At 73.7% G+C, this 20434-nt stretch carries 19 protein-coding genes; 5 read left to right on the top strand and 14 right to left on the bottom strand.

Annotated features, from left to right (window positions below; translation table 11 throughout):
- Positions 1 to 9 precede the first annotated feature (9 nt).
- From AB0D45_RS10070 to AB0D45_RS10050, 5 genes are all read right to left on the bottom strand, one after another.
- Positions 10 to 2307, bottom strand: a complete 2298-nt coding sequence (locus tag AB0D45_RS10070; protein ID WP_362456730.1) for an iron-containing redox enzyme family protein — start codon at positions 2305 to 2307, stop codon at positions 10 to 12.
- Position 2308: 1 nt separating this feature from the next.
- Entirely contained in the window at positions 2309 to 3346 is a 1038-nt protein-coding gene (locus AB0D45_RS10065; protein ID WP_362456727.1) for a 3-oxoacyl-ACP synthase, read from the bottom strand.
- Positions 3343 to 4239 carry an isocitrate lyase/phosphoenolpyruvate mutase family protein gene (locus tag AB0D45_RS10060; RefSeq protein WP_362456724.1) on the bottom strand — a complete coding sequence of 299 codons (897 nt, stop codon included), beginning with the start codon at positions 4237 to 4239 and terminating at the stop codon, positions 3343 to 3345. The genes AB0D45_RS10065 and AB0D45_RS10060 overlap by 4 nt, the downstream gene beginning before the upstream one ends.
- 33 nt (positions 4240 to 4272) lie before the next feature.
- Positions 4273 to 5070 (bottom strand): alpha/beta fold hydrolase, encoded by a 798-nt coding sequence (locus AB0D45_RS10055; RefSeq protein WP_362456721.1) that lies wholly within the window; start codon positions 5068 to 5070, stop codon positions 4273 to 4275.
- Positions 5071 to 5145: 75 nt separating this feature from the next.
- Positions 5146 to 5445 (bottom strand): hypothetical protein, encoded by a 300-nt coding sequence (locus AB0D45_RS10050; protein ID WP_361602182.1) that lies wholly within the window; start codon positions 5443 to 5445, stop codon positions 5146 to 5148.
- A gap of 242 nt (positions 5446 to 5687) precedes the next feature.
- On the opposite strand from AB0D45_RS10050, the gene AB0D45_RS10045 reads away from it, so the two are divergent.
- Complete coding sequence (locus AB0D45_RS10045; protein ID WP_361602185.1) at positions 5688 to 6551, top strand: helix-turn-helix transcriptional regulator; 864 nt, start codon at positions 5688 to 5690, stop codon at positions 6549 to 6551.
- Between the two features lie 17 nt (positions 6552 to 6568).
- Here AB0D45_RS10045 and cutA read toward each other — a convergent pair whose 3' ends face one another.
- The 3 genes from cutA to AB0D45_RS10030 all read right to left on the bottom strand — a co-directional run bounded on the left by cutA (position 6569) and on the right by AB0D45_RS10030 (position 9003).
- Complete coding sequence (cutA, locus tag AB0D45_RS10040; RefSeq protein ID WP_362456717.1) at positions 6569 to 6892, bottom strand: divalent-cation tolerance protein CutA; 324 nt, start codon at positions 6890 to 6892, stop codon at positions 6569 to 6571.
- 65 nt (positions 6893 to 6957) lie between these two features.
- Positions 6958 to 7623, bottom strand: a complete 666-nt coding sequence (locus AB0D45_RS10035) for a DUF4097 family beta strand repeat-containing protein (RefSeq protein ID WP_362456715.1) — start codon at positions 7621 to 7623, stop codon at positions 6958 to 6960.
- 186 nt (positions 7624 to 7809) lie between these two features.
- Positions 7810 to 9003 (bottom strand): erythromycin esterase family protein, encoded by a 1194-nt coding sequence (locus AB0D45_RS10030; RefSeq protein ID WP_362456713.1) that lies wholly within the window; start codon positions 9001 to 9003, stop codon positions 7810 to 7812.
- Positions 9004 to 9061: 58 nt separating this feature from the next.
- Here AB0D45_RS10030 and AB0D45_RS10025 point away from each other — a divergent pair, with 58 nt between their 5' ends.
- A complete protein-coding gene (locus AB0D45_RS10025) occupies positions 9062 to 9778 on the top strand; it encodes a TioE family transcriptional regulator (RefSeq protein ID WP_362456710.1) in 717 nt (238 codons plus the stop codon).
- 245 nt (positions 9779 to 10023) lie between these two features.
- Complete coding sequence (locus AB0D45_RS10020) at positions 10024 to 11070, top strand: SGNH/GDSL hydrolase family protein (RefSeq protein ID WP_362456707.1); 1047 nt, start codon at positions 10024 to 10026, stop codon at positions 11068 to 11070.
- Between the two features lie 184 nt (positions 11071 to 11254).
- On the opposite strand, the gene AB0D45_RS10015 is transcribed toward AB0D45_RS10020, so the two are convergent.
- The 3 genes from AB0D45_RS10015 to gdhA form a co-directional block, all read right to left on the bottom strand.
- Positions 11255 to 12187 (bottom strand): DMT family transporter, encoded by a 933-nt coding sequence (locus tag AB0D45_RS10015; protein WP_362456704.1) that lies wholly within the window; start codon positions 12185 to 12187, stop codon positions 11255 to 11257.
- Positions 12188 to 12397: 210 nt separating this feature from the next.
- Positions 12398 to 13747: an AMP-binding protein gene (locus AB0D45_RS10010; protein ID WP_362456701.1), complete on the bottom strand. Its 1350-nt coding sequence runs from the start codon at positions 13745 to 13747 to the stop codon at positions 12398 to 12400.
- A gap of 255 nt (positions 13748 to 14002) precedes the next feature.
- Positions 14003 to 15352, bottom strand: coding sequence for an NADP-specific glutamate dehydrogenase (gdhA, locus tag AB0D45_RS10005; protein ID WP_361601856.1), 1350 nt, complete (start codon positions 15350 to 15352; stop codon positions 14003 to 14005).
- Between the two features lie 269 nt (positions 15353 to 15621).
- On the opposite strand from gdhA, the gene AB0D45_RS10000 reads away from it, so the two are divergent.
- Positions 15622 to 16119, top strand: a complete 498-nt coding sequence (locus AB0D45_RS10000; protein WP_362456698.1) for a DUF1772 domain-containing protein — start codon at positions 15622 to 15624, stop codon at positions 16117 to 16119.
- Positions 16120 to 16191: 72 nt separating this feature from the next.
- On the opposite strand, the gene AB0D45_RS09995 is transcribed toward AB0D45_RS10000, so the two are convergent.
- Positions 16192 to 16728 carry a DUF1772 domain-containing protein gene (locus AB0D45_RS09995; protein ID WP_362456696.1) on the bottom strand — a complete coding sequence of 179 codons (537 nt, stop codon included), beginning with the start codon at positions 16726 to 16728 and terminating at the stop codon, positions 16192 to 16194.
- 424 nt (positions 16729 to 17152) lie between these two features.
- Between AB0D45_RS09995 and AB0D45_RS09990 the strand changes: the two genes are divergently transcribed.
- Positions 17153 to 19039, top strand: a complete 1887-nt coding sequence (locus AB0D45_RS09990) for an acyltransferase domain-containing protein (protein ID WP_362456693.1) — start codon at positions 17153 to 17155, stop codon at positions 19037 to 19039.
- A gap of 220 nt (positions 19040 to 19259) precedes the next feature.
- Here AB0D45_RS09990 and AB0D45_RS09985 read toward each other — a convergent pair whose 3' ends face one another.
- Together AB0D45_RS09985 and AB0D45_RS09980 are read right to left on the bottom strand one after the other, a co-directional pair.
- Positions 19260 to 19442 carry a DUF5302 domain-containing protein gene (locus AB0D45_RS09985; protein WP_361601847.1) on the bottom strand — a complete coding sequence of 61 codons (183 nt, stop codon included), beginning with the start codon at positions 19440 to 19442 and terminating at the stop codon, positions 19260 to 19262.
- A 210-nt stretch (positions 19443 to 19652) separates the two neighbouring features.
- Positions 19653 to 20351 (bottom strand): LmbU family transcriptional regulator, encoded by a 699-nt coding sequence (locus tag AB0D45_RS09980; protein ID WP_362456690.1) that lies wholly within the window; start codon positions 20349 to 20351, stop codon positions 19653 to 19655.
- Positions 20352 to 20434 lie beyond the last annotated feature (83 nt).

The following is a 20434-nucleotide window of genomic DNA, read 5'->3' as shown; positions in this document are numbered from 1 at the left end:
CCCCGCTCCTCAGATCACCAGGTCGGCGGGGGCGGCGGCGGCCTCGGCGCGGACCCGTTTCACCAGGGCGTGCTCGACGAAGAAGGCGAAGGAGGCGTAGCCGCGCCAGATCCGGCGCCATTCGCGCTGGACGGCCTCCTCGCCCGACAGGTGCCGGACGTCGTCGAGGTAGGCGACGACGAGGTCGGCGGACTGGCGGGCGTGGCCCGCCGAGAAGTTGTCGATGGACAGGTGGGCCTCTTCGTAGGAGACGTCGAGGCCGTGCCGGCGCAGTTTCTGGATCTCGTGCAGCCGCATCGCGCCGAGGCCGAACATCTCGATGCCCAGGTTGTAGCCGAGGATCTCGTTGTAGAGGCTGTCGGGGAACAGCGACAGGCACAGCTGGTGGATGGAGAAACCGTACAGGTGGTCCGGCAGGTCGCCCTGGTGCAGGAAGGCCTCCTGCCGGATGTGCGGCAGGTCCATGTCCATGCTGGCGAGCACCTTGTGGATGAGCGTGATGTGGTTCTTGGCGGTGTCGCCGCGGCCCATCTCGTCCGCGTAGATGGAGAAGAGCAGGTCGTCGCTGCGCCGCCCGCGCCGGCCGAGGTTGGCGACGCGGTGCGCCCAGGCGCCGTCGATGAGGCTGCCGAGCGCGTACGTCGACTGTTCGAAGACGACCTCGTCGCGGGAGGGGACCTCGGTGAGCGGCTCGTACGGGTCCACGAGCTTGTCCCAGTAGATCCGCTCGACCCGCTCCAGCAGGGCCTCGGGCGTGTACGGGAACCAGGAGGCGTCGGTGAGCAGTCCCGCGGCGCCGTGCTCGAAGAGCAGCTCGGCCCCGGCGAGTCCGGCTTCGGCGCGGGCGCGGGCGGCGGGCAGGACGCCGGGGTGGCGCTCGAAGTTGACGAGGCGGTGGAAGAACCGGCGGTGGTCGCGGGTGTCGGCGAGGGCTTCGGGGTCGCGCACCAGGAGGTCGGCGGGCTCCGCCGAGGCGAGCCGCTCGCCCCAGGCACGGGCCCCGTCCTGCCCGGCGGTGGTGGGGGCCAGGTCCGCGCCGGCGGGCTCGCCGTCGGCGACGGACCGCGCCCAGGCGGCCAGGACGGCCGCCTCGCGCTCGTCGAAGATCCCGAACATGGGGCCGCCGAACTTGATGGACTTCAGGAAGCGGCAGGGGCCGCCGTCGCGTGCGGGCCGGACCTGCCGGGCGGTGCGGAATTCACGGACGAAGGCGGCGGCGTCGAGCCGGCCGCCGTCCAGCCAGTCCGTGAGCCCGCGGGTGCCCAGGCGGACGGCGCGGTGCTGGCGGCCGGCGTGCGGGGCGTGCCGTTCCACGATCCGCGCGACCTTCGCGTCGAGCGACAACCCGTCGTGCCAGGCGGCGAGTTCGGCCAGGGCGGCGGTGTGCTCGCGCTCCAGGCGTACGACCAGGCGTACGGCGGCCAGGGCGCGGCGGCGGTCCTCGGGTCCGGTCGGGGAGCGCCGGGTGTAGGAGAGGTACGCGGCGAGCAGGGGGCGTACGTCGCTCTCGGCGAGCATCGGCTCGCTGCCGAGCAGGACGTCGTCCAGGCCGAGGGCGTGGGCGGCGTAGTGGACGCCGACGACCTCCGGGAGGAAGGAGGCGGGCAGCCGGGACAGCGCGAGGTGGAAGGCGCCGTGCAGGGCGGTCAGCGGCAGGGCGCCGGCGTCGTCGAGGAAGGCGGCGGCCTCCACGGCCGGGAGGAAGACGCCCCGGGCGACCAGGGCCCGGCGACGGCGGGCGGGGAGCCCGGCCTCGGCGGTGCCCTCGCCCTGGAGGCGCCAGTGGTGGCCGAAGAGGCGGCCCACGATCTCCGCGGGCTGGGTGGCGGCCTGGGAGAGGGTGTCGAGCCAGCAGCCGCCGGTCAGCGCGAGGGGGGCGCGCTGGCGCAGGACGGCGGTGCGCACCTCGGGGTCGGGGTGGGTGCGCAGCGGGGCGAGGACGGCGGCGAGTTCGGCGCGGGCAGCCAGGACGCGGGCGGCGACGGCGTCGGCGATCTCGGCGTCTTCGGCGTCTTCCGTGCCGGCGTGCTCGGCGGTGTCTGCGTCGGCCGGGGTGAGGAAGGCGGTCAGGACCCGGCGGGCGGCGAGCAGGACGGCCTCGCTCTCCTGGTCCGAGAGGAGCCGCCGGAAGAGGTCGGCCGGCGGCGCGGTGGTGATCCGGGCGGCCTCGGCGGCGCCCGCCGCCGACGCCTCGACGGGGCCGGACGGCAGCGAGGTGGTCAGGTCGGGGAGGGCGAAGGCGGGGGCGTAGAAGCTCCGCGCCATGTCGAGGGAGGTCTCCTCGTCGGGGGTGATGGGCGCGGTCATGTCAGTGGTCCCCCAGCCGGGCGGTGTGCGTCGTGGCGGCCTGTGCGGAGTGGGGCGCGAGCTTGCGCAGCAGGACGCCGATCCGCACGCCCGGGACGCTGGACGCCAGCAGGTAGTGACCGTGGGCGGCGAGGGCTCCGGCCGCGTCGCGGTCGACCAGGTTGATCAGCGGGTCGGCGGCGAAGCAGTGGCCGGTGCGCGCGATGTTGTCGAGGAAGAGCTGCTCGCGGGTGAAGCCGGCCTGGCGTTCCTTGAGGACGACCAGGGGCTTGTAGAGGTTGGCGTGGAGCACGCCCCGGATGTCGCCGATCTTCATGCCGGCGTCCTCGAGGATCCGTTCGTTGACCTCGCGGGCGAGGTCGGAGCTGATCTCGTTGGACCAGTCGAGCCCTGCGGGGTCCTGGGCGCCGGCGCCCGCGACGATCTCGTACGCGTCGTCGCCGAGCGGCTCGGCGCTGATCAGGCAGGAGGCGGCGCCGTCGCTGAAGAGGGCGAAGTTCTCCATGCGGACGGCTTCGTCGGTGACCCGGTCGGCGGTGACGACCATGACGCGCCGGTGCATGCCGGCGGCCACGTACGCCTGGGCGGTGCGGATGCCCGCGAGGAGGTTGGCGCAGCGGCCGAGGGTGAGCCCGGTGAAGGCGGCGGCGCCGAGGCCGGTGGCGGCCATGACGCTCTCCACGAAGGCGCCGTGGGTGCGCGGGCCGCCGGGGAAGCGGGTGGAGCACAGGATGAGGCAGTCCACCTCCCCGGGGGAGACGCCGGCGCCGTCGAGGGTGGCGCCGGCGGTCTCGGCGGCGAGGGCCTCCAGGGTCTTGGCCGTGCGGTGGACCGTGCCCCAGCCCCACAGTTCGGCGCGCGGGGGCATTCCGAAGCCGCGGGCGCGCTCCAGGAGGCCCTCGACGGTCGTGTGGTCGGCGGCGGTCTCGCCGAGTACGTAGCGGGGCGCGGACAGGTGGACGGCCGAGGCCTCGGCGGGGGCCTCGGCAGGCGCCTCGGCCGGTGCGGAGGCGGAAGGTGGCGCGTACGGAAGGCTCACGGTGCCGGATCGCTCTCTGGGTCGGCGGACGGGGCGGGGGCGGCGGCCAGCAGGGCGTTGGCCTCGTCGTACGGGAGGGCGTCCGCGACGAAGCCGAAGGTGCCCGCCCCGCTGATCTCGCGGGCGGCGCGGGTGAGGGCGCCGAGGGCCGCGCGGGAGAGCGCGGAGCCGGTGCTGATGCGGCGCACGCCGAGGGCGCCGAGGTCGGCGACGGACAGCTTGAGCGCGGCGGTGATCAGGACGTTGACGGGCCGTTCGACGGCGGCGCAGACGGCGCGGACCGCCTCCGCGTCGGGCAGGGCCGGGGCGTAGAGCACGTCGGCGCCGGCGGCCTCGTACGCCTTCAGGCGGCGGATGGTGTCGTCGAGGTCGGGCCGGCCCTGGAAGAAGTTCTCGGCGCGGGCGGTGACGGTGAAGGGGAAGACCAGCCCCTTGGCCGCCTCGACGGCGGCGGCGACCCGCTCGACGGCTTCCCCGAGGGGCCGCACGGGCTCGTCGGCGCGGCCGGTGGAGTCCTCGACGGAGCCCCCGACGAGGCCTGCGGCGGCGGCGAGGCGGATGGTCTCGGCGACGTCCTCGGGCCGTTCGCCGAAGCCGCTCTCGAGGTCGGCGGTGACGGGCAGTGCGGTGGCGTCGACGATCGCGGTGGCGTTGGCGAGGATCTCGGCGCGGCTGAGGCGGTCGGCCCCGTCGGGGCGGCCGAGGCTGTGGGCGAGGCCGGCGCCGGTGGTGGCGAGGGCGGCGAAGCCGAAGGAGGCCAGGATGCGCGCGGATCCCGCGTCCCAGGGGTTGGGGACGACGAACGGGCGGGGACCGGCGTGCAGGTCCCGGAAGGCGACGGCGCGCCGGAGGCGGGCGGCCGGGTCGGTGCTGGGCCGGGTGGTGGGGTGCATGGGATTCCTCGCAGGGGTGCTGTCGTGCGCGGGCTAGATCAGCTCAACGTACGCAGCACCGGCAGGGGTTGCGTCGGCGGCCGCGCGGGCCAGCGGGCGCAGGACGGAGGTGACGGCGCCGGGCCGGTCCTCGAAGTAGAAGTGGCCGCCGTCGGTCCAGTGCCGGTCGGGCGGCGCGGCGCACTCGCGGGACCAGGCGTCGAGCGCGGCGGCGCCGACGTGCGGGTCCTCGGTGCCGTTGAGCAGGACGACCGGGACGGCCAGCGGGGCGCCGGGGCGGTAGCGGTAGCCGGCGACCATGCGGAAGTCGGCCTTCAGGTGGGGCAGGAGGAGTTCCTGTACGGCCTCGTCCTCCAGCACCTCGGGCGGCAGACCGCCGAAGAAGCCGACGGCCTGGGTGAAGGCGCGGCCGTCGAGCCGGGCCGCTTCGACCACGCGGCGGGTCGGCAGCAGGGAGGGGGCGCTGCAGCCGGAGACGACGAGCCCGGCGAAGCCCCGTACGCCGTCGAGGCGGCGGGCCACCTCGAAGGCGAGGGCCGCGCCGAAGCTGTGGCCGAAGAGGAGGAAGGGCCGGCCGTCGGTGGTGGCGAGGGCGATGGCGGCGGCGGAGCCGTCGGCGAGTGCGGCGAGGGAGGCGGGGGCCGGTTCGCGGAAGCGGTGGCCGCGGCCGGGCGGGCAGACGGCGAGGACCAGCGCGTCGTCCCCGAGCGCGGACTGCCAGCCGAGGAAGGTCCGGGGGTTGCCGCCGGCGTGCGGGAAGCAGAACACGCGTGCCGCGGGGGCCCCGGCCGCTGCGGTCTCGGAGGTCAGGAACCAGGGGGAGGCAACCACGAGGATCAGCCATTCCTTTGCCGGTCGGTCGGTGGCGGGAGGTGAGGCAGTGCAGTACGGGGCTCCGGGGGCGGATCAGTTCCAGCCAACGTCGTCGGTGGAGGAGGGCGTCGGCGCGGGGGTGGTGCCCGGCTGCGGGTTGTTCCAGCCGACGTCATCGGTGTCACCGGCCACGACGTGCGGGTTCGCGTTGTTCCAGCCGACGTCGCCGAGGCGCAGGTGGCTGCCGGAGTCGGCGGGGAAGGCACCCTGGGTGGCGATGCCGGCGACCGTCGTGCCCAGGCCGAGGGCGATGCCCGCGGTCGCCAGTACGACGCGGCCGCGGATTCCCGAAACACGGCCGGCCGGACGAGTCACCTTGTGGTTCTTCCCCATTTTCCCCAGTCCCCTCAAGTCGTTTCGCCTTTGGCCATTCAAAGGAACGCCAAACCGAGGCGGTTTCCGGCGGTGCTGATCTCCGGTGCGCCTTCTCGGTGTTCGTTCCTGCGGTGAGACCAAATCTCCCCTGCCCGCTCGAGACCAGGTAGACCTACGATGGCTCCGGTTTACGCATTGCGGGAACCCACGGGGTCTCAACCGCCGCAGATGCCTGCATATCGGACAGACAGGGGTGGCAAGTGGACGTAGTCAAATACGTCAAAACCGCACATAGCGGTGCACCTGAGGAGCTGTGCGCGGCCGCGGCAGGGGAACCGCAGGCGTTCTTGCGGGAACTCGCAACGCATCTGGGCCTGCTGGCGGAGGAAGCCGCGCAGCAGGCGGCGGCCGGCCCCGCCCGGGCGCCGGCGCCCGCGCCGGCGACGTGCGGGGAGGAGGTGGTCGGGCCCGGCGTCCGCTATCTGCACGGCCTGGGCAGCATCTCGACGGCGATCAACGACGCCCTGTCGTCGGTCCGGCGGGACATCCTCACCGCCCAGCCCGACGGGGCGCGCCCGAGCGCGGTGCTGAAGGACGCCCTGGAATCCGTACGGCGGCACATCGCGGCGGGGATCGCCATGCGGACGCTGTATCAGCACACCACGAGATTCGACGAGGCGACGAAGGAATACGTCCGCACCGTCACGGAATACGGCGCCCAAGTACGGACACTTGAAGAATTCTTCGACCGTCTGATCATTGTGGACGACGTCGCGTTCATTTCGGCAAACGAGGACCGTACCACGGCGATCTCCATTACCGAACCGACTATCGTACGATTTTTGCGAGACACGTTCGACAAGGCCTGGGACCGGGCGAAACCCTTTCCCTTCGTCCCGCTGCACGCCGCGAAGGCGGCGGACGAAGTGGTTCCGGCGATCCGGGAGTCCATCAGCCGGCTGCTCGTGGAGGGCTACTCCGACAAGGCCATCGCACGCCGCATAGGCATCAGCGAGCGCTCCCTCCAGGCCCACATCGCGGCCATCAAGCAGGACCTCGGCGCCCTCAACCGCCTCCAGCTGGGCTACCTGCTGGGCCGCAACGAAGCGACCTACGTGGTGTGAGGCCGCGTGGCGGCCCGTCAGCCGCCGCTCTCGCGGACCACCCAGTCGAGGTACGCGGCCGAGCCGCCGACGACCGGGAGGACGATCCATTCGGGTACCTGGTAGGGGTGGGTCCGCGCGACCCATTCGGCGAGGGCCGGCAGGCGGTCCCGGCTGGTCTTGTAGGAGACCCGCCACTCGGTGGCCGTCTCGACGCCCTCCTTCCACCGGTAGACGGCGGTGAGGGGGGCGTCGACGTGCGCGCAGGCGGCCAGCCGCTCCTCCACCGCACCCCGGGCGAGCCGCTGCGCCCGGGCCTCGTCGTCGATGGTGGTCTGCGCGATCACGATGTCGGTCGCCACGGCTCTCCTCCCGCCTCGGTCCGGCGACCCTAGCCAGCCGGACCCGCTCCTGGCCAGCGCCTCGTTCAGGCGGTGCGGGCGGTGATGTCGCCGTAGGCGGTGGTGGCGTGGATGGTGAGGGCGGGGGTGCCGCCGGTGTTCTGGAGGGCGTTGTGGATGCGGCCGTAGGAGGTGCCGGCGTCGAGGGAGGCGGTGACGCCGGGGGCGGCGCCGACGGAGATGTCGCCGTGCTCGGTGCGCAGGGTGAGGGTGCCGGCGGTGGCCTCGGTGACGGCCAGGTGGCCCTTCTGGGTGCGGAGGTCGGCGGAGCCGGACAGGCGGCCGACCGTGATGTCACCGGCGGCCAGGGTGATGCGGGCGCCGGCGGTCTCGTCCAGCTTGACGGTGCCGTGGGCGCTGTCCAGGGTGACCTCGCCGAGGCGTCCGACGCCCCGGATCTCCGCGCTGGCCGTCTTCGCCTCGACGTGGGAGCCGGCCGGGAGCTGGACGGTGACCTCGACGGCTCCGGAGGCGCCGAACGCCTGGTTCCTCTGGGGGGTGCTGATGCGCAGGACGCCGTCCCGGTAGTCGACCGTGGTCTCCTCGGCGGCCTTCACGTCGCGGCTCTTGCCGGCGTTCGCGGGCAGGACCTCGACGGTGGTGTCGGCGCGGTCGGCGGCGATGAAGCGGATGTTCCCGGCGGGGACGTCGAGGACGGTGGTGATGGCGGCGGGGGTGGTGAACTTCTGCATGGTGGCCGTTCCTTCGGGCTCGTTGTTTCCGACGACCGAAAAGCTACGGCGCGTTCAGCAACACGGCAACGCATGCGTTGCGCATGACCTCTGTTGATGCAGGTCAGAGCGTTAAAATCGTTGCAACGCCCGTAAATTCAACGCAACGATCCTTCTCCGGCCGTTGCAACGGACAGGAGTTGAACGCTACGGGACGTCCTTGACGAAGACGATCCCGTCGGCGGCCGCCAGGTGGGCCGGGTCGAACGGGGCGTAGCCGAACCAAGGGGATACGCGGGGCTGCGGGCGCCCGTCGCCGAGTGCGGCCGCCAGCGACCGGGGGTCGACGACGCAGCGGTCCTCGGTGCGCGCGTACAGGAGCCCTTCGAGGGTCTCCGGCGGCGGCGCGTCCACACCCCGGTGCCGGAGCGTGCCGAGGGCCGTGGCGACGAAGGCGTACTCCTCGCCGAGCCTCGCGCTCACCAGCGCACCGGCGCTCCACCACTCCAGGAGCTCGCCGCCCATCCGCATCGAGCTCTTCTCCCGTTGGAGGTGCGCGTTGTGGGCGTGGACGAACACCGGCCCGCGTTCGGCGAGGGCGAGGAGGTTCTGGGCCATCATCGCGTCCCGCACCCCGACCAGCCGGGTCATACGGGCGGGCGAGGCGTCGGCCATCCAGTGGTGGTAGCGCAGCAAGCCGAGCGCCGTGCGCCCGTACAGCCGCGCCCGCTCCCAGTCCTCCCGCGAGGCCGCCGCGACCAGCGACGGCATCCGCTCGTCCAGCAGGGCGGCCAACTCATCTGCGTACAGGCGGAGTTGGAGGGCATCGGCCGAGCGCCCCACGGACCGGGCCGGGTCCGTCATCGCAGCGGGTTCGGTCCACCGGCCGTCTGCGCCGAGCAGGCGGTCGAGCGTCTCCCGCGTGCAGGGCAGCAGGTCCGCGTCCACCCGGGCCGCGAGGAAGCCGTGCAGTGCGGTGAGGGCCTGCCGGGGGCTCGCGGCGCCGGTGATCTCCAGCGGGCCGTCGAAGCCGGCGAAGCGCAACTGCTCGTCCTCCGGACGGCCGTCGTTGTGGGCGCGCATCCAGCGCACCAGCTCGCGGTTGGCCGCGGAGGTCCCCCAGCCGTGGCTGATGCCGTGCTCCGTGACCTCGTCCAGGGCGCCCGCACCCGAGGTGACGTGGTCGTCCACGACCAGGCCCCCCATGCAGTCGCTCTCGATCGCGATCGTCCGGTAGCCCTCTTCGACGAGCTGCCGGAAGAGCTCGTTGCGCAGTTCGAGCAGGGTCTCCTCGCCGTGGGTGGGCTCGCCCAGCGCGAGGAGGCGGGGCCGCTCCGGAAGCACGCGCAGGACGGCGGCGGCGTCGACGGCATGGACGGCGTCCTTGATACGAGTCGTCATGCCTTCAACGCTATCGTTGAACCTCCGGTGGAAACTTTTGCGGTGAACGAGCAGGGACATGGCCCAGAACCTTAAAAGCAAGGATCGGCTCAGGCCGGTCGATCTGGCCCGCGGCCACGGCCTCTCCACGCAGGCGGTCCGCAACTACGAGGAAGCCGGCATCCTCCCGGCCGCCGCCCGCACGCCCCACGGCTACCGCACCTACACCCCGCTGCACGCGGGGGCGCTGCGCGCGTTCCTCGCCCTGGTGCCCGGGCACGGCCACCGGACGGCGACGTCGATCATGCGGGCCGTCAACCAGGGCTCCGTCGACGAGGCGCTGCGCCTCGTCGACGAGAGCCACGTCCAGCTCCTGGAGGACCGGCGGACCCTGCACGCGGTGGAACGCGCCCTCCGCGACCTGCACGCGGCCCCGGCGCCCGAGACGCCGGGCGGCACGTTCATCGGACCGCTGGCCGGCATGCTGGGAATCCGGCCCGCGACGCTGCGCAAATGGGAGGACGCCGGGCTGGTGCGCCCGCGCCGCGACCCGCGGACCGGGTACCGCGTGTACGACGAGGCCGCCGTCCGGGACGCCCGCCTGGCCCACCAACTCAGGCGCGGGGGCCACCTGCTGGAGCAGATCGCCCCGCTGATCGCCCAGGTCCGCACGGCCGGCGGGCTGGAGCCCCTGGAAGCCACCCTGCACGACTGGCACACCCGCCTGTCCACCCGCGCCCGGGCGATGCTGACGGGCGCCGCCGAACTGGAGGCCTACCTCCGCGCCCGGGGCTGAGAGCTGTCCCGTACTGGGTCCACGAAGGCCGTGTTGGGTGCCCGGTCGCCGTGCGGCCCACTCGCCGGTCAGACGTCTGCGTCGGCAGCTGGCGGCACGAAGATCTGATCATTTAGCTCGATCGGGGCTGATGGGTCGGATTCGGTCGAGCAGTGGACCGGCGGCGTGGATGATCTTGGGCGGGACGCCACCCCTTTGGGGCATATGGAGGCTCCGGGGCGTTCTTTGCCGATTCTGGAGGATTGATGCGACACCCTGTCTCCCGTCTCAGGACGCGGGCGCTGGCGGTCGGGCTCGCCCTGGCGGCGGCCGCGCTCGTGCCTGCGGGCTCCGCTGGTGCGGCTGATCAGTACGAGTGGGCCGCGCTGGGCGACTCGTACACGGCCGGCGGTTTCGTCGGGACCCCGCAGCCGGCGCTCGGAGATCCGTCGCGGGACGGCTGTGACCGCACCAGCGACGCCTACCCCGGCCTTGTCGAGCGGCAGCTCGACGAATTCCCGCCGGGCAAGCCCGTCCACCTGACCAACGTCAGCTGCGGCAACGCCACCATCGCCGACATCGCCACGGCCAGGCAGACGCCGATCAGCCCGGTCCAGCCCCCCGCCGGAGGCTGGCCCGCCGTGGACCCGCAGATCCAGCGGGCCAAGCTCAACGACCAGACCGACGTCGTCACCATCGGCGTCGGCGGCAACAGCCTGCCCTTTGGCGGCATGCTCCTCAAGTGCCTCGAACTGGGCGCGACGCCCGGCAAGTCCTGCCGCGATTACTACACCACCCCGCCCGAGGGGGAGGAGAGCATCCAGGACAAGCTCGCCCGAGTCCAGGACGAGTACATCCAGATGCTGGCCAAGGTGCACGAGGCCGCACCCAACGCCAAGGTGATCACCGTCGGCTACCCGGCCGTCCTGCCGGAGGACGGCAGCACCTGCAACCGAGCGTCCCTCACCGAGCTGAGCTGGATCAAGCACGCCGACATCGACTGGCTCCGTGACGACGTCCTCAAGCCGCTGAACAGCACGATCCAGCGGGTCACGTCGTTCTTCGGCGACCGCTACGTCGACGTCTACTCCTCCAGCGTGGGTCACGACGCCTGCCAGCCCGCGGACACCAAGTGGGTCGAGGGAATCTGCGGCAACGCCGCGGACTACTGGCCCACCAAACTCGCCGGCACCGCGCTGAACTGCGGTCTCGTCAACAAGCGCGTCACCCTGGTCCACCCCAACGGTGAAGGACACGCCAACACCGCCGTACACGTCGAACGAGCCGTCCGCATCGCTCTCCTCGACCACTGACCGACCTCCCACCGGCGCCAGTGCCCCGGCCCCGCGGAACCGCGGACCGGGGCACTCCGGCCAACCGCCGCGACGGGCGTCTTCCTTGCTGTTCGGGGCGTCGAAGTCGGCGGCGGACCGCATCATCGACCACCTCGGCCCCCGGGACAGCCCGGGGGTGACCGCAAAGTCCCTCTCTTCCGGATCACGCCGGCTGCTTCGCCGCGGCCACCGCCTTCGTGGGCCGCGCCGGCCGGCTGCGCGACACCGCGACGCCGCCCAGGCAGATCGCGCCGCCCACCAGCGTCAGCCAGCCCGGGACCTCGTCCAGCAGGGCCCAGGCGATGAGGACCACCACGGCCGGCACCGCGTACGTCGTCGCCCCCATCTTCCCGGCGGTGGTCCGGGACAGGGCGTACGTCCAGGTGGTGAAGGCGAGGGCGGTCGGGAAGAGCCCCAGGTAGACCATGTTGAGGGTGGCGGACAGGGGCGCCCGCGGAAGTTGTTCGAGGAGCTGCCCGGCGAAGGGCAGGGTGCAGACGGTGCCGACGAAGCAGCCGTACGTCGTCACCTGGAGCGGGTTCGCGTACCGCAGCGCGGGCTTCTGCGAAACCACCCCGGCCCCGTAGGCGAGCGCGGCGACCAGGCAGAGCAGCACACCGGTCAGGGACGAGGCGCCGCCCTTCGAGGTGGACATCCCCACGACGACCGCCCCCGCGAAGGAGACGCCCATCCCCGCCAGCAGCATCGGCGGGAACCCCTCCTTCAGCATCCACCCGCTCAGCAGGGCGATGACGAGGGGCCCGATGTTGACCACCATGGCGGCGGTGCCGGCGTCGACGCCCTGTTCACCCCAGTTCAGCGCCACCATGTACAACCCGAACCACAGCACCCCGGAGGCCATGATCCCGGGCCACGCCTGACGCGGCGGCAGCGGCGTGCGTTTGACCAGCAGTACGGCGCCGAGCGCCACCGAAGCGGTCAGCAGCCGGCCCAGCGCGAGCGCGCCGGGACCGAAGTGCTCCGCCGACGCGCGGATGGAGACGAACGCGGAGGCCCACATGGCGACGGTGACGGAGGCGGCCGCGAGGGCACGCCGATCGGTCCTGGTTCGAAAGGCACCAGCCGTTTGGTCCATGCCGGCCAACGTACCGACGGCCACCGGCCCTGCCTAGGTCGTCTCCGGCGTTCGCGCCATGGCGGCAGAGAGCCGTCAGAAGGCCGTCAGGGGGCGCTCAGCGGGGCATCAGAACGGCCCGCCGACCGCCGCCGGACGCCGGTGCGGCAGTCCCCCGGCGCGGCGGCAGGTGGATGCGCCGGATCCGGGAGCCGACCCGGGCGGCGGGGCTCAGCCGGCCTTCTCGCACGCGTCCGTGAGCAGCAGCTTCTTCTGCGGTTTGCCCATCGCGTTGCGGGGGATCGCGGGGACGAAGCGGACCTCGCGCGGGCGCTTGTGCACCGACAGGTGCGCGGCGACGAAGTCGGTCAGTTCGGCGCCGGTGACGCCCGCGGCGACGACGAAGGCGACGATCCGCTGGCCGAGGTCCGCGTCCGGGACGCCGACGACGGCCGCCTCGGCCACATTGGGGTGGTCCAGCAGGGCGTTCTCGATCTCGCCGGCGCCGATGCGGTAGCCACCGGACTTGATCATGTCGATGGAGGCGCGGCCCACGATGCGGTGGACGCCGTCCTGAGGGTCGACGGCCGCGATGTCACCCGTGCGGAACCATCCGTCGGCGGTGTACGCGGCCGCGGTCGCCTCGGGCCGGCCCAGGTACCCGGAGAACAGCGTGGGCCCGGTCAGCTGGAGTTCGCCGATCTCGGCGCCCGGCTCGGCGGCGATGCGGGTGCGGATCCCGGGGAGCGGCGTGCCGACGGTGCCGGGGCGGACCTCGCCGCCCGCGCGGCCGCTGACGGTGATCAGGGTCTCGGTCATCCCGTAGCGCTCGACGGGGCGGTGGCCGGTGAGGCGCTCCAGGTCCCGGAAGACGGGCGCGGGCAGGGCGGCGCTGCCGGAGACGAGGAGGCGGGCCCCGGACAGCGCGGCGGCGGACTCCGGTTCGGCGGCGATACGGGACCACACGGTCGGCACCCCGAAGTACAGGCTGCCGCCCGCGGCGGCGTAGGCCGCCGGGGTCGGGCGGCCGGTGTGCACGAGGCGGCTGCCGGTGCGCAGGGCGCCGAGGACGCCGAGCACGAGGCCGTGGACGTGGAACAGCGGGAGCCCGTGCACCAGGGTGTCCTCGGCGCTCCACTGCCAGGCTCCGGCGAGGGCGTCGAGGTCGGCGGCCAGGGCGGCGGCGGTCAGGACCACGCCCTTGGGCGGGCCGGTGGTGCCGGAGGTGTACAGGATCAGCGCGGGGTCCTGCGGGCCGCCGCCGCGGGGCGGGGCGGCAGCCCGCCGGGCGAAGTCGACGCCGATCTCGACGGCGCCGGAGTCCCGCAGGACGTGTTCGCGTTCGGCGGGGCCGGCGTCCGGGGGCAGCGGTACGAAGGGCACCCCGGCCAGGAGCCCGCCGACGGCCGCCGCCACGGTCTCCAGGGAGGCGGTCGCCGTCACGGCGAAGGCGGGGGCTCCGGCGACGTCGGCGGCGACGGCGCCCGCCGCCCCGAGCAGTTCCTCGTACGAGGCGGTACGGCCGGCGACGCACAGGGCGTCCTCGCGGTCGCCGTACGTCCCGTCAAGCGCGGTCAGCACGCGGCTCCTCCCGGTCGGTGGGCTGGCGGACCCCAGGCTACGTCCCCCGGCCGGCGACCGGCCCGAGCGGCCCTCGTCCCGGGCGGGGGGAACGGGCCCGCCCGGCGGCGCGCTGCCCGGCCGCCCGGGCCCGGCCGTGTGCCGTGCAGCCGTTCCGGAGCGCGGAGACGGTCGGCAGGGTGCGGCTCGAGACGCTGCGCGAAAGGCCGCCCCGGCCGGCGGGCCGGGGCGGCCGGGGGGCCGGGGGGGGCGGGCTCAGATGACGCCCTGGGCCAGCATCGCGGTGGCCACGCGTTCGAATCCGGCGATGTTGGCGCCCGTGACGTAGTCGCCCCGGGCGTCGTAGCGGGCGGCCGTCTCGTACGCGACCTCGTGGATCCCGCTCATGATGGCGGCGAGTTCCGACTCGACCCGGTCGCGGGTCCAGGCCGCGCGGCCCGCGTTCTGGGCCATCTCCAGGGCGCTGACCGCGACGCCGCCCGCGTTGGCGGCCTTGCCCGGGCCGAAGGCGACGCCCGCCGCCTGGAAGAGGTGCACCGCCTCGGGGGTGGTGGGCATGTTGGCGCCCTCCGAGACCGCCTTGACGCCGTTGCCGATGAGGGCGCGGGCGTCGTCGGCGCCGAGTTCGTTCTGGGTCGCGGAGGGGAAGGCCAGGTCGGCCGGCACCTCCCAGACCCGGGCGCCGGGGACGAACGTGGCGGAGGGGCCGCGACGGGCCGCGTACTCGCTGACGCGTCCCCGCTCGACCTCCTTGACCTGCCGCAGCAGCGCCAGGTCGATGCCCTTGTCGTCGACCACGTAGCCCTGCGAGTCGGAGCAGGTCAGCGGGTGGGCGCCGAGCTGCTGAAGCTTCTCGATCGTGTACAGGGCCACGTTCCCGGAGCCGGAGACCACGGCCGTCAGGCCGTCCAGGGACTCCCCGCGCACCTTCAGCATCTCGGCGGCGAACAGGACGCTGCCGTAGCCGGTGGCCTCGGGCCGGATCGCGGACCCGCCCCAGCCCTGCCCCTTGCCGGTCAGCACCCCGGCTTCCCAGCGGTTGGTGATGCGCCGGTACTGGCCGAACAGGTAGCCGATCTCGCGGCCGCCGACGCCGATGTCCCCGGCCGGGACGTCGGTGTGCTCGCCGATGTGGCGGTGGAGTTCGGTCATGAAGGACTGGCAGAAGCGCATGACCTCGGCGTCGGACCGGCCGTGCGGGTCGAAGTCGCTGCCGCCCTTGCCGCCGCCGATGCCGAGCCCGGTCAGCGCGTTCTTGAAGATCTGCTCGAAGCCGAGGAACTTCACGACGCCGATGTCCACGGAGGGGTGGAAGCGCAGGCCGCCCTTGTACGGGCCCAGCGCGCTGTTGAACTCCACCCGGTAGCCGCGGTTGACGTGGACGTGCCCGTGGTCGTCCGTCCACGGCACCCGGAAGATGATCTGCCGCTCCGGCTCCACGAGCCGCTCGACGAGCCCGGCCTCGGCGAACTCGGGGCGCGCCGCGAAGACGGGGGCGAGGGTGTCCAGCACCTCCCGTACGGCCTGGTGGAACTCGGGCTGGGCGGGGTTGCGGCGCTCGATGTCGGACCGCAGTGCGTCCAGCCTGTGCTTCGGGTCGGTCACGGTCTGATTCCTCTCCGGCGTCCTGGCGGGCGTGCGGGCCCAGCCCGGAGGGTACCGCGCGGCGGGGCCGCCCTTGGACAGGCCATCCTGCCTGCACCCGCGGCGCGTTGGGCTCGTGCGATGCGACGAGGGGTGGCGCGGGTACGACCGTGGGATCGGCCGGAGAGGGGCGCGCACCAGGGTGGACGGGCCGCGGATGGGCGAGAATCCGGCCAACGGGGTGCGGCAGGTGCCGTACGTCCGACACGGCTACCTGCACGGGGGACAACGTGGAAACGGCACGGTTCGCGTCACTGATCGCTGCGACGATCACCATGGGCCTGGTCAGCGGCCTCTTCTACGGCTTCTCGGTGGCGGTGATGCCCGGGCTGCGCGCCTCGTCCGACCGCACGGTGGTCGAGACGATGCAGCGGATCAACGTGGCCATCCTCAACGGGTGGTTCCTGCTCGGCTACGTGGGTGCGCTGCTGTTCACCGGGCTGGCCCTGGGCCTGCACCTGCCGGGTGGCGGGCGGCACGCGCTGGTGCCGCTGGCGGGGGCGTTCGTCGCGTACGTCCTCGCCATGGTGGTCACCGGCCGGGTGAACATCCCGCTCAACAACGCCCTGGAGCAGGCCGGCCCGGCGGACCGGATCGCCGATCCGGCCGCCGTGCGCCGCGCGTTCGAGGGACGCTGGGTCCGCGCGAACGTGTGGCGCACGGCCTTGTGCACGGTGGCGTTCGGACTGCTGGCGTGGGCCCTGGTCCTGCACGGGCAGCACGCCTAGGCGGGGTCTTTCGGATCAGGCCGGATCGGGCCGGGTCAGCCCGCGGCGGCACGGGGCGCGCCGCGCCCGCGGTCAGCGGGCGGTGGCGCGGCCGTGGAGGAGGAGGGCCCGGGCGAGCGCCGTGAGGGCGGCGGTGCACAGCAGGGTGCGCAGGATGTTGGTGGTGACCCAGGTGCCCTTGAACTTCTCCAGCACCGCGAAGTCGGTCAGTCCCGCCGCGTCGCCCGCGTCGGCGAGCTCGTTGTTCAGCGGGATGTTCACCGCGAAGGTGATGGCGAGGACGACGAGGTAGGCGAGGGCGGCGGCGGCCGCCCACACCGCCGGCCCCCGTCTGCCCTGGCGGTGCGCGACGACCGCGGCGGCGGCGGTGGCGAGCAGGGCGAGGACGAAGGCGCTGCCGAAGAGGCCGTTGCCGTCGATGGCGGCGTTGAAGTTCTGCATGGCGGTGACGTACGTACGGTCGTCGCCGGCGGCCAGTCCCGGCATCACCGAGACGTCGAAGGCGAAGAACAGACCCGCCATCAGGCCGATGAGGACGGTGGAGAGTCCGAGCAGGAGGGTGGCGGCCCTGCTGGTCGCGCTGGGCGGTGTGCCGTGTTCCGGGTTCATGGATGCGTCCTCGCCTACTGGCTGGTTACCGGCGGGCCCCCTGCCCGCACGCGCAGTGATCGTGGCATCAGAACCGGTGCCGTACCAGCGGTTTCCCCGAGAAAGCCGGACGGTCCGGGGAGTTCTCCCCGGCCCGTCCACATGGCGGAATACCGACGGCGGGTCAGCCGTGGACCCGACCGAGGTCGAGGCCGGCGGCGTCCGCTGCCAGGGCCGCCACGTCGTCCTCGCCGCCGGCTCCAGCCGCGCTCGCTGCCCGGCCTCACCACCGCTGCCGTGCGCGGTACGGTCCTTGGGGCGCCGCGCCTCGTGCGCACCGGGCGCGGCGGCCGGCTTCAGGCGTTCTCGAGTCCTCCTCCACCGGCGGCGCGCAGCATGTCCCCCGCACGACCTCGCGGCGGTGCGGAGGGGTGGGGCGACGACGATGGCCGAGGACACGCGTGGTACGGCGCAGGGGGGCCTGGCCGTCCTCTTCACCGGGCAGGGCAGCCAGCGGCTCGGGATGGGCCGCGGGCTGTACGGGACGTTCCCCGTGTTCGCCGATGCCTTCGACGCCGTGTGCGCGCAGCTGGGCGGCGGGCTCAAGGAGGCCGTCTTCGGCGAGGACGCCGACGCCCTGGACCGGACCGGGACCGCGCAGGCGGCCCTCTTCGCGGTCGGGGTCGCGCTGTACCGGCTGGTCGAGTCGTGGGGTGTCGTACCGCGGTTCGTCGGCGGGCACTCCGTCGGTGAGATCGCCGCCGCGCACGTGGCGGGGGTGCTGTCGCCGGCCGGCGCCGCCGCGCTCGTCAGCGCGCGGGGACGGCTGATGGAGGCGCTGCCCGAGGGCGGGGTGATGGTCGCCGTCCAGGCGGGCGAGGACGAGGTGGCGCCGCTTCTGGTGCCCGGCGTGGCCATCGCCGCCGTCAACGGGCCCCGGGCCGTCGTCGTCTCCGGCGCGCGTGCGGCCGTACGGGACGTGGTCGCGCGGCTCGCGGAGCAGGACGTCAAGTCGAAGGCGCTGCGCGCCGGCCACGCCTTCCACTCGCCGCTCATGGATCCGATGCTGGAGGAGTTCCGCGCGGCCCTCGCGGGCATCGAGTTCCGGCTGCCCCGGATCACCTTTGTCTCCGCGCTGACCGGCACCGTCGTCACCGACGAGGTCGCGCGGCCCGACTACTGGGTCCGCCACGTGCGCGGAGCCGTCCGGTTCCACGACGCCGTCCGCACCCTGCGGGCCCGGGGCGCCACCACCCTCCTCGAACTGGGCCCCGACGCGGTCCTCACCACCATGGCCCGCGCCTGCCTGGGCGACGGCAGCACCGCTTTCGTCCCGGCCCTGCGCCGCGGCCGGCCGGAGGAGCAGACGCTGGTCGGCGCGGTCTCCGCGCTGCGCCGCCGGTCCGGGGCCGGCCGGCCGCCCCGGGTGCCGCCGGAGGCGTACGCGTTCGGGCAGGCGGGGCGCCGGCCGGAGTCCGGGACGGCGGCGGCGGTGCGTGCGCCTGCCGCACTGCCCGCCGGGGCGGCGGGCGGGGGCACCTTCGCGGGGCTGCTGCGCGGGGCCCGGGCGCAGGGCCGGACCGCCGAGGGCGCGGCGCTGCTGATGGCGGCGGCCGAGCTGCTGCCCGGCTACGACGCACGGTCGGGGGTGGAGCGCTGGCCGGCTCCGGCGCGGCTGGCGCCGCCGCGGGAGGGGGCGGCGGACGTGTTCGCGTTCCCCTCCCTGGGCGCGGCCTCCGGCCCGCACGAGTACCGGGCGCTGGCGGCGGCCCTGGACGGCCGGCGGGGCCTGACGGTGCTCGCGCACCCGGGCTTCGGGGGTGATCCGGTGCTGCCGCGCAGCCGGCAGGCCCTCGTACGGGCCCAGGCGGAGGCGGTGGCCGAGGCGGCGGGCGGGGCGCGGCCGGTGCTGCTGGGGCACTCCTCCGGCGGGTGGATCGCGCACGCGGTGGCCCGGGAGCTGCCGGAGGTCGGCGGGGAGGCGGCCGCCGTCGTCCTGCTCGACACGTACGCCCGGGACGCGGGCCTGCACGGCCTGGTGGCGTTGACGGAGCGTCTGCTGGACCCGGCGGGCCCGCTGGGCGTGCCCGAGGACGGACGGCTGCTCGCGATGGGCGGCCACCTGCGGGTGTTCGCGGACTGGACGCCCGAGCCGGCCGCGGCGCCCACGCTGCTGGTGCGCGCCTCGGCGTCCGCGGCCTCCGCGGCGGGCGGCTGGGAGTACGCGGACCACCTCGCGGAGGTGGACGGCGACCACTTCTCCCTGCTGGGCGCGGACGCGGGCGCCGTGGCGGACACCGTGGACGGCTGGCTGCGGGACGTCACCGGCTGACGGCGAACGGCCCCGGCCGGCCGGCTGCCGTTCGCGGGCCATTGTCGACGGCGGGGCCCCGGGCAGGGACCGAATGCCGGTGCGGGACGCCCGCTCGAGTGGGAATCCGGCGGAATTCCGTTCAGGTAGGGGCGGGGCGGCCGGCGGGAATACGGAGAAAGGCTGCCGCGATCCGATGGGGTATTCGGATGGCGGCAGCCCGGGCGGGGTGCGGGGTGATTCAGCCGGCCTTCCGGCGGAAGGTCCGGCTCTGGCCGTGGGGGCCGTTGTAGCCCTTGAGCTTCAGATGGCCCTCGCTGTTCGCCTGCCGGGAGCGGGAGATCCGGGCCTTGCGCTCCAGAGCCTCCCGGAACTCCGCCTTGCCGTCGCTCTCGGCGGCCTGGTTTTCCGGCGTATCGGTCACGGGTACCTCCTGCGTTCTTTTCCGGAGCGGTCTTATGGTGACATCCGCGTGCTCCCTCCGGCGACCCCGTTTCACGGTGGTCGGCGGAATTCCGGCGGAGAAAGCAGAAGGGCCCGGCCGCAACTCGGTGGGGAGTTGCGGCCGGGCCCTTCGATCAGGCGGTGCGGCCGGCGGGTTCCGCGGCGCCGTCAGTGCCGGACGGGTTCCGGCTCACCCGGCACGGGACGCGAGCACGGCCGGCTCGTGACGGGACACGGCGTGCGCGTCCTCCCCGTCCTCGAGGACCGCGGCGGCGGCGCGGTCGAGGATGGACATGGCCCAGCCCGGCAGGTCCTGCTCCATGTCCGCCGCCGCGCTGGCCCAGCGCTGGCGCCGGTCGCGGGAGACGTTCACCTGGATCCGCATGCCGATGGCGTTCCGGTCGTTCTGCTCGTCCGCCTCGCGCGCGGCCTTCACGCGGGCGCGCAGGAAGTTCCGGGACCAGTTGAGCCGCTCGGCCCGGTCCATCCAGTAGTCCTGTTCCTGCTCCGGCAGGCTCGCCAGTTCGGCGTGGTGCTGGAAGCTCAGCGCCGGCCGCCTGCGCACGGGCGCGAACCGCCGTGCCACCCAGGCGTAGTTCCTCAGCGTCTGGTAGTCGAGGTCGGTCTCCTCGACCGCCCGCCGGTAGCGGTCCGGGTAGGACGACTGGCCGTAGATGAGCCAGTCCCCGAGCCACCAGGCCGACGAGTCCGCAGCGGCGAACAATCGATGTCCAATCGTCCTCCAATCGTCCATGGATATCCCGGAAGGCATTTCCAGTACGGTTCGGCGCGCAGCGACCTGCTCGACGGCCCCGGCACGTCTCTCGACGGCCGCTTGCGCAGCCTGTCGAAAGACTCCGAACCGTTCCCTCGTTTTTACATCCCCCATGACGATCCTTCAGAGCTATCGATTCACTTGAGACAGTCCACACCACTGTACCCAGCCACGAGTGCGTCCCGTCCCGCCCGTCG

Source organism: Streptomyces sp. NPDC048352, assembly GCF_040651895.1.
Taxonomy (GTDB): Bacteria; Actinomycetota; Actinomycetes; order Streptomycetales; family Streptomycetaceae; genus Streptomyces.
Note: the sequence above shows the minus strand (reverse complement) of the source record. Positions and strands in the feature narration are given on the sequence as shown.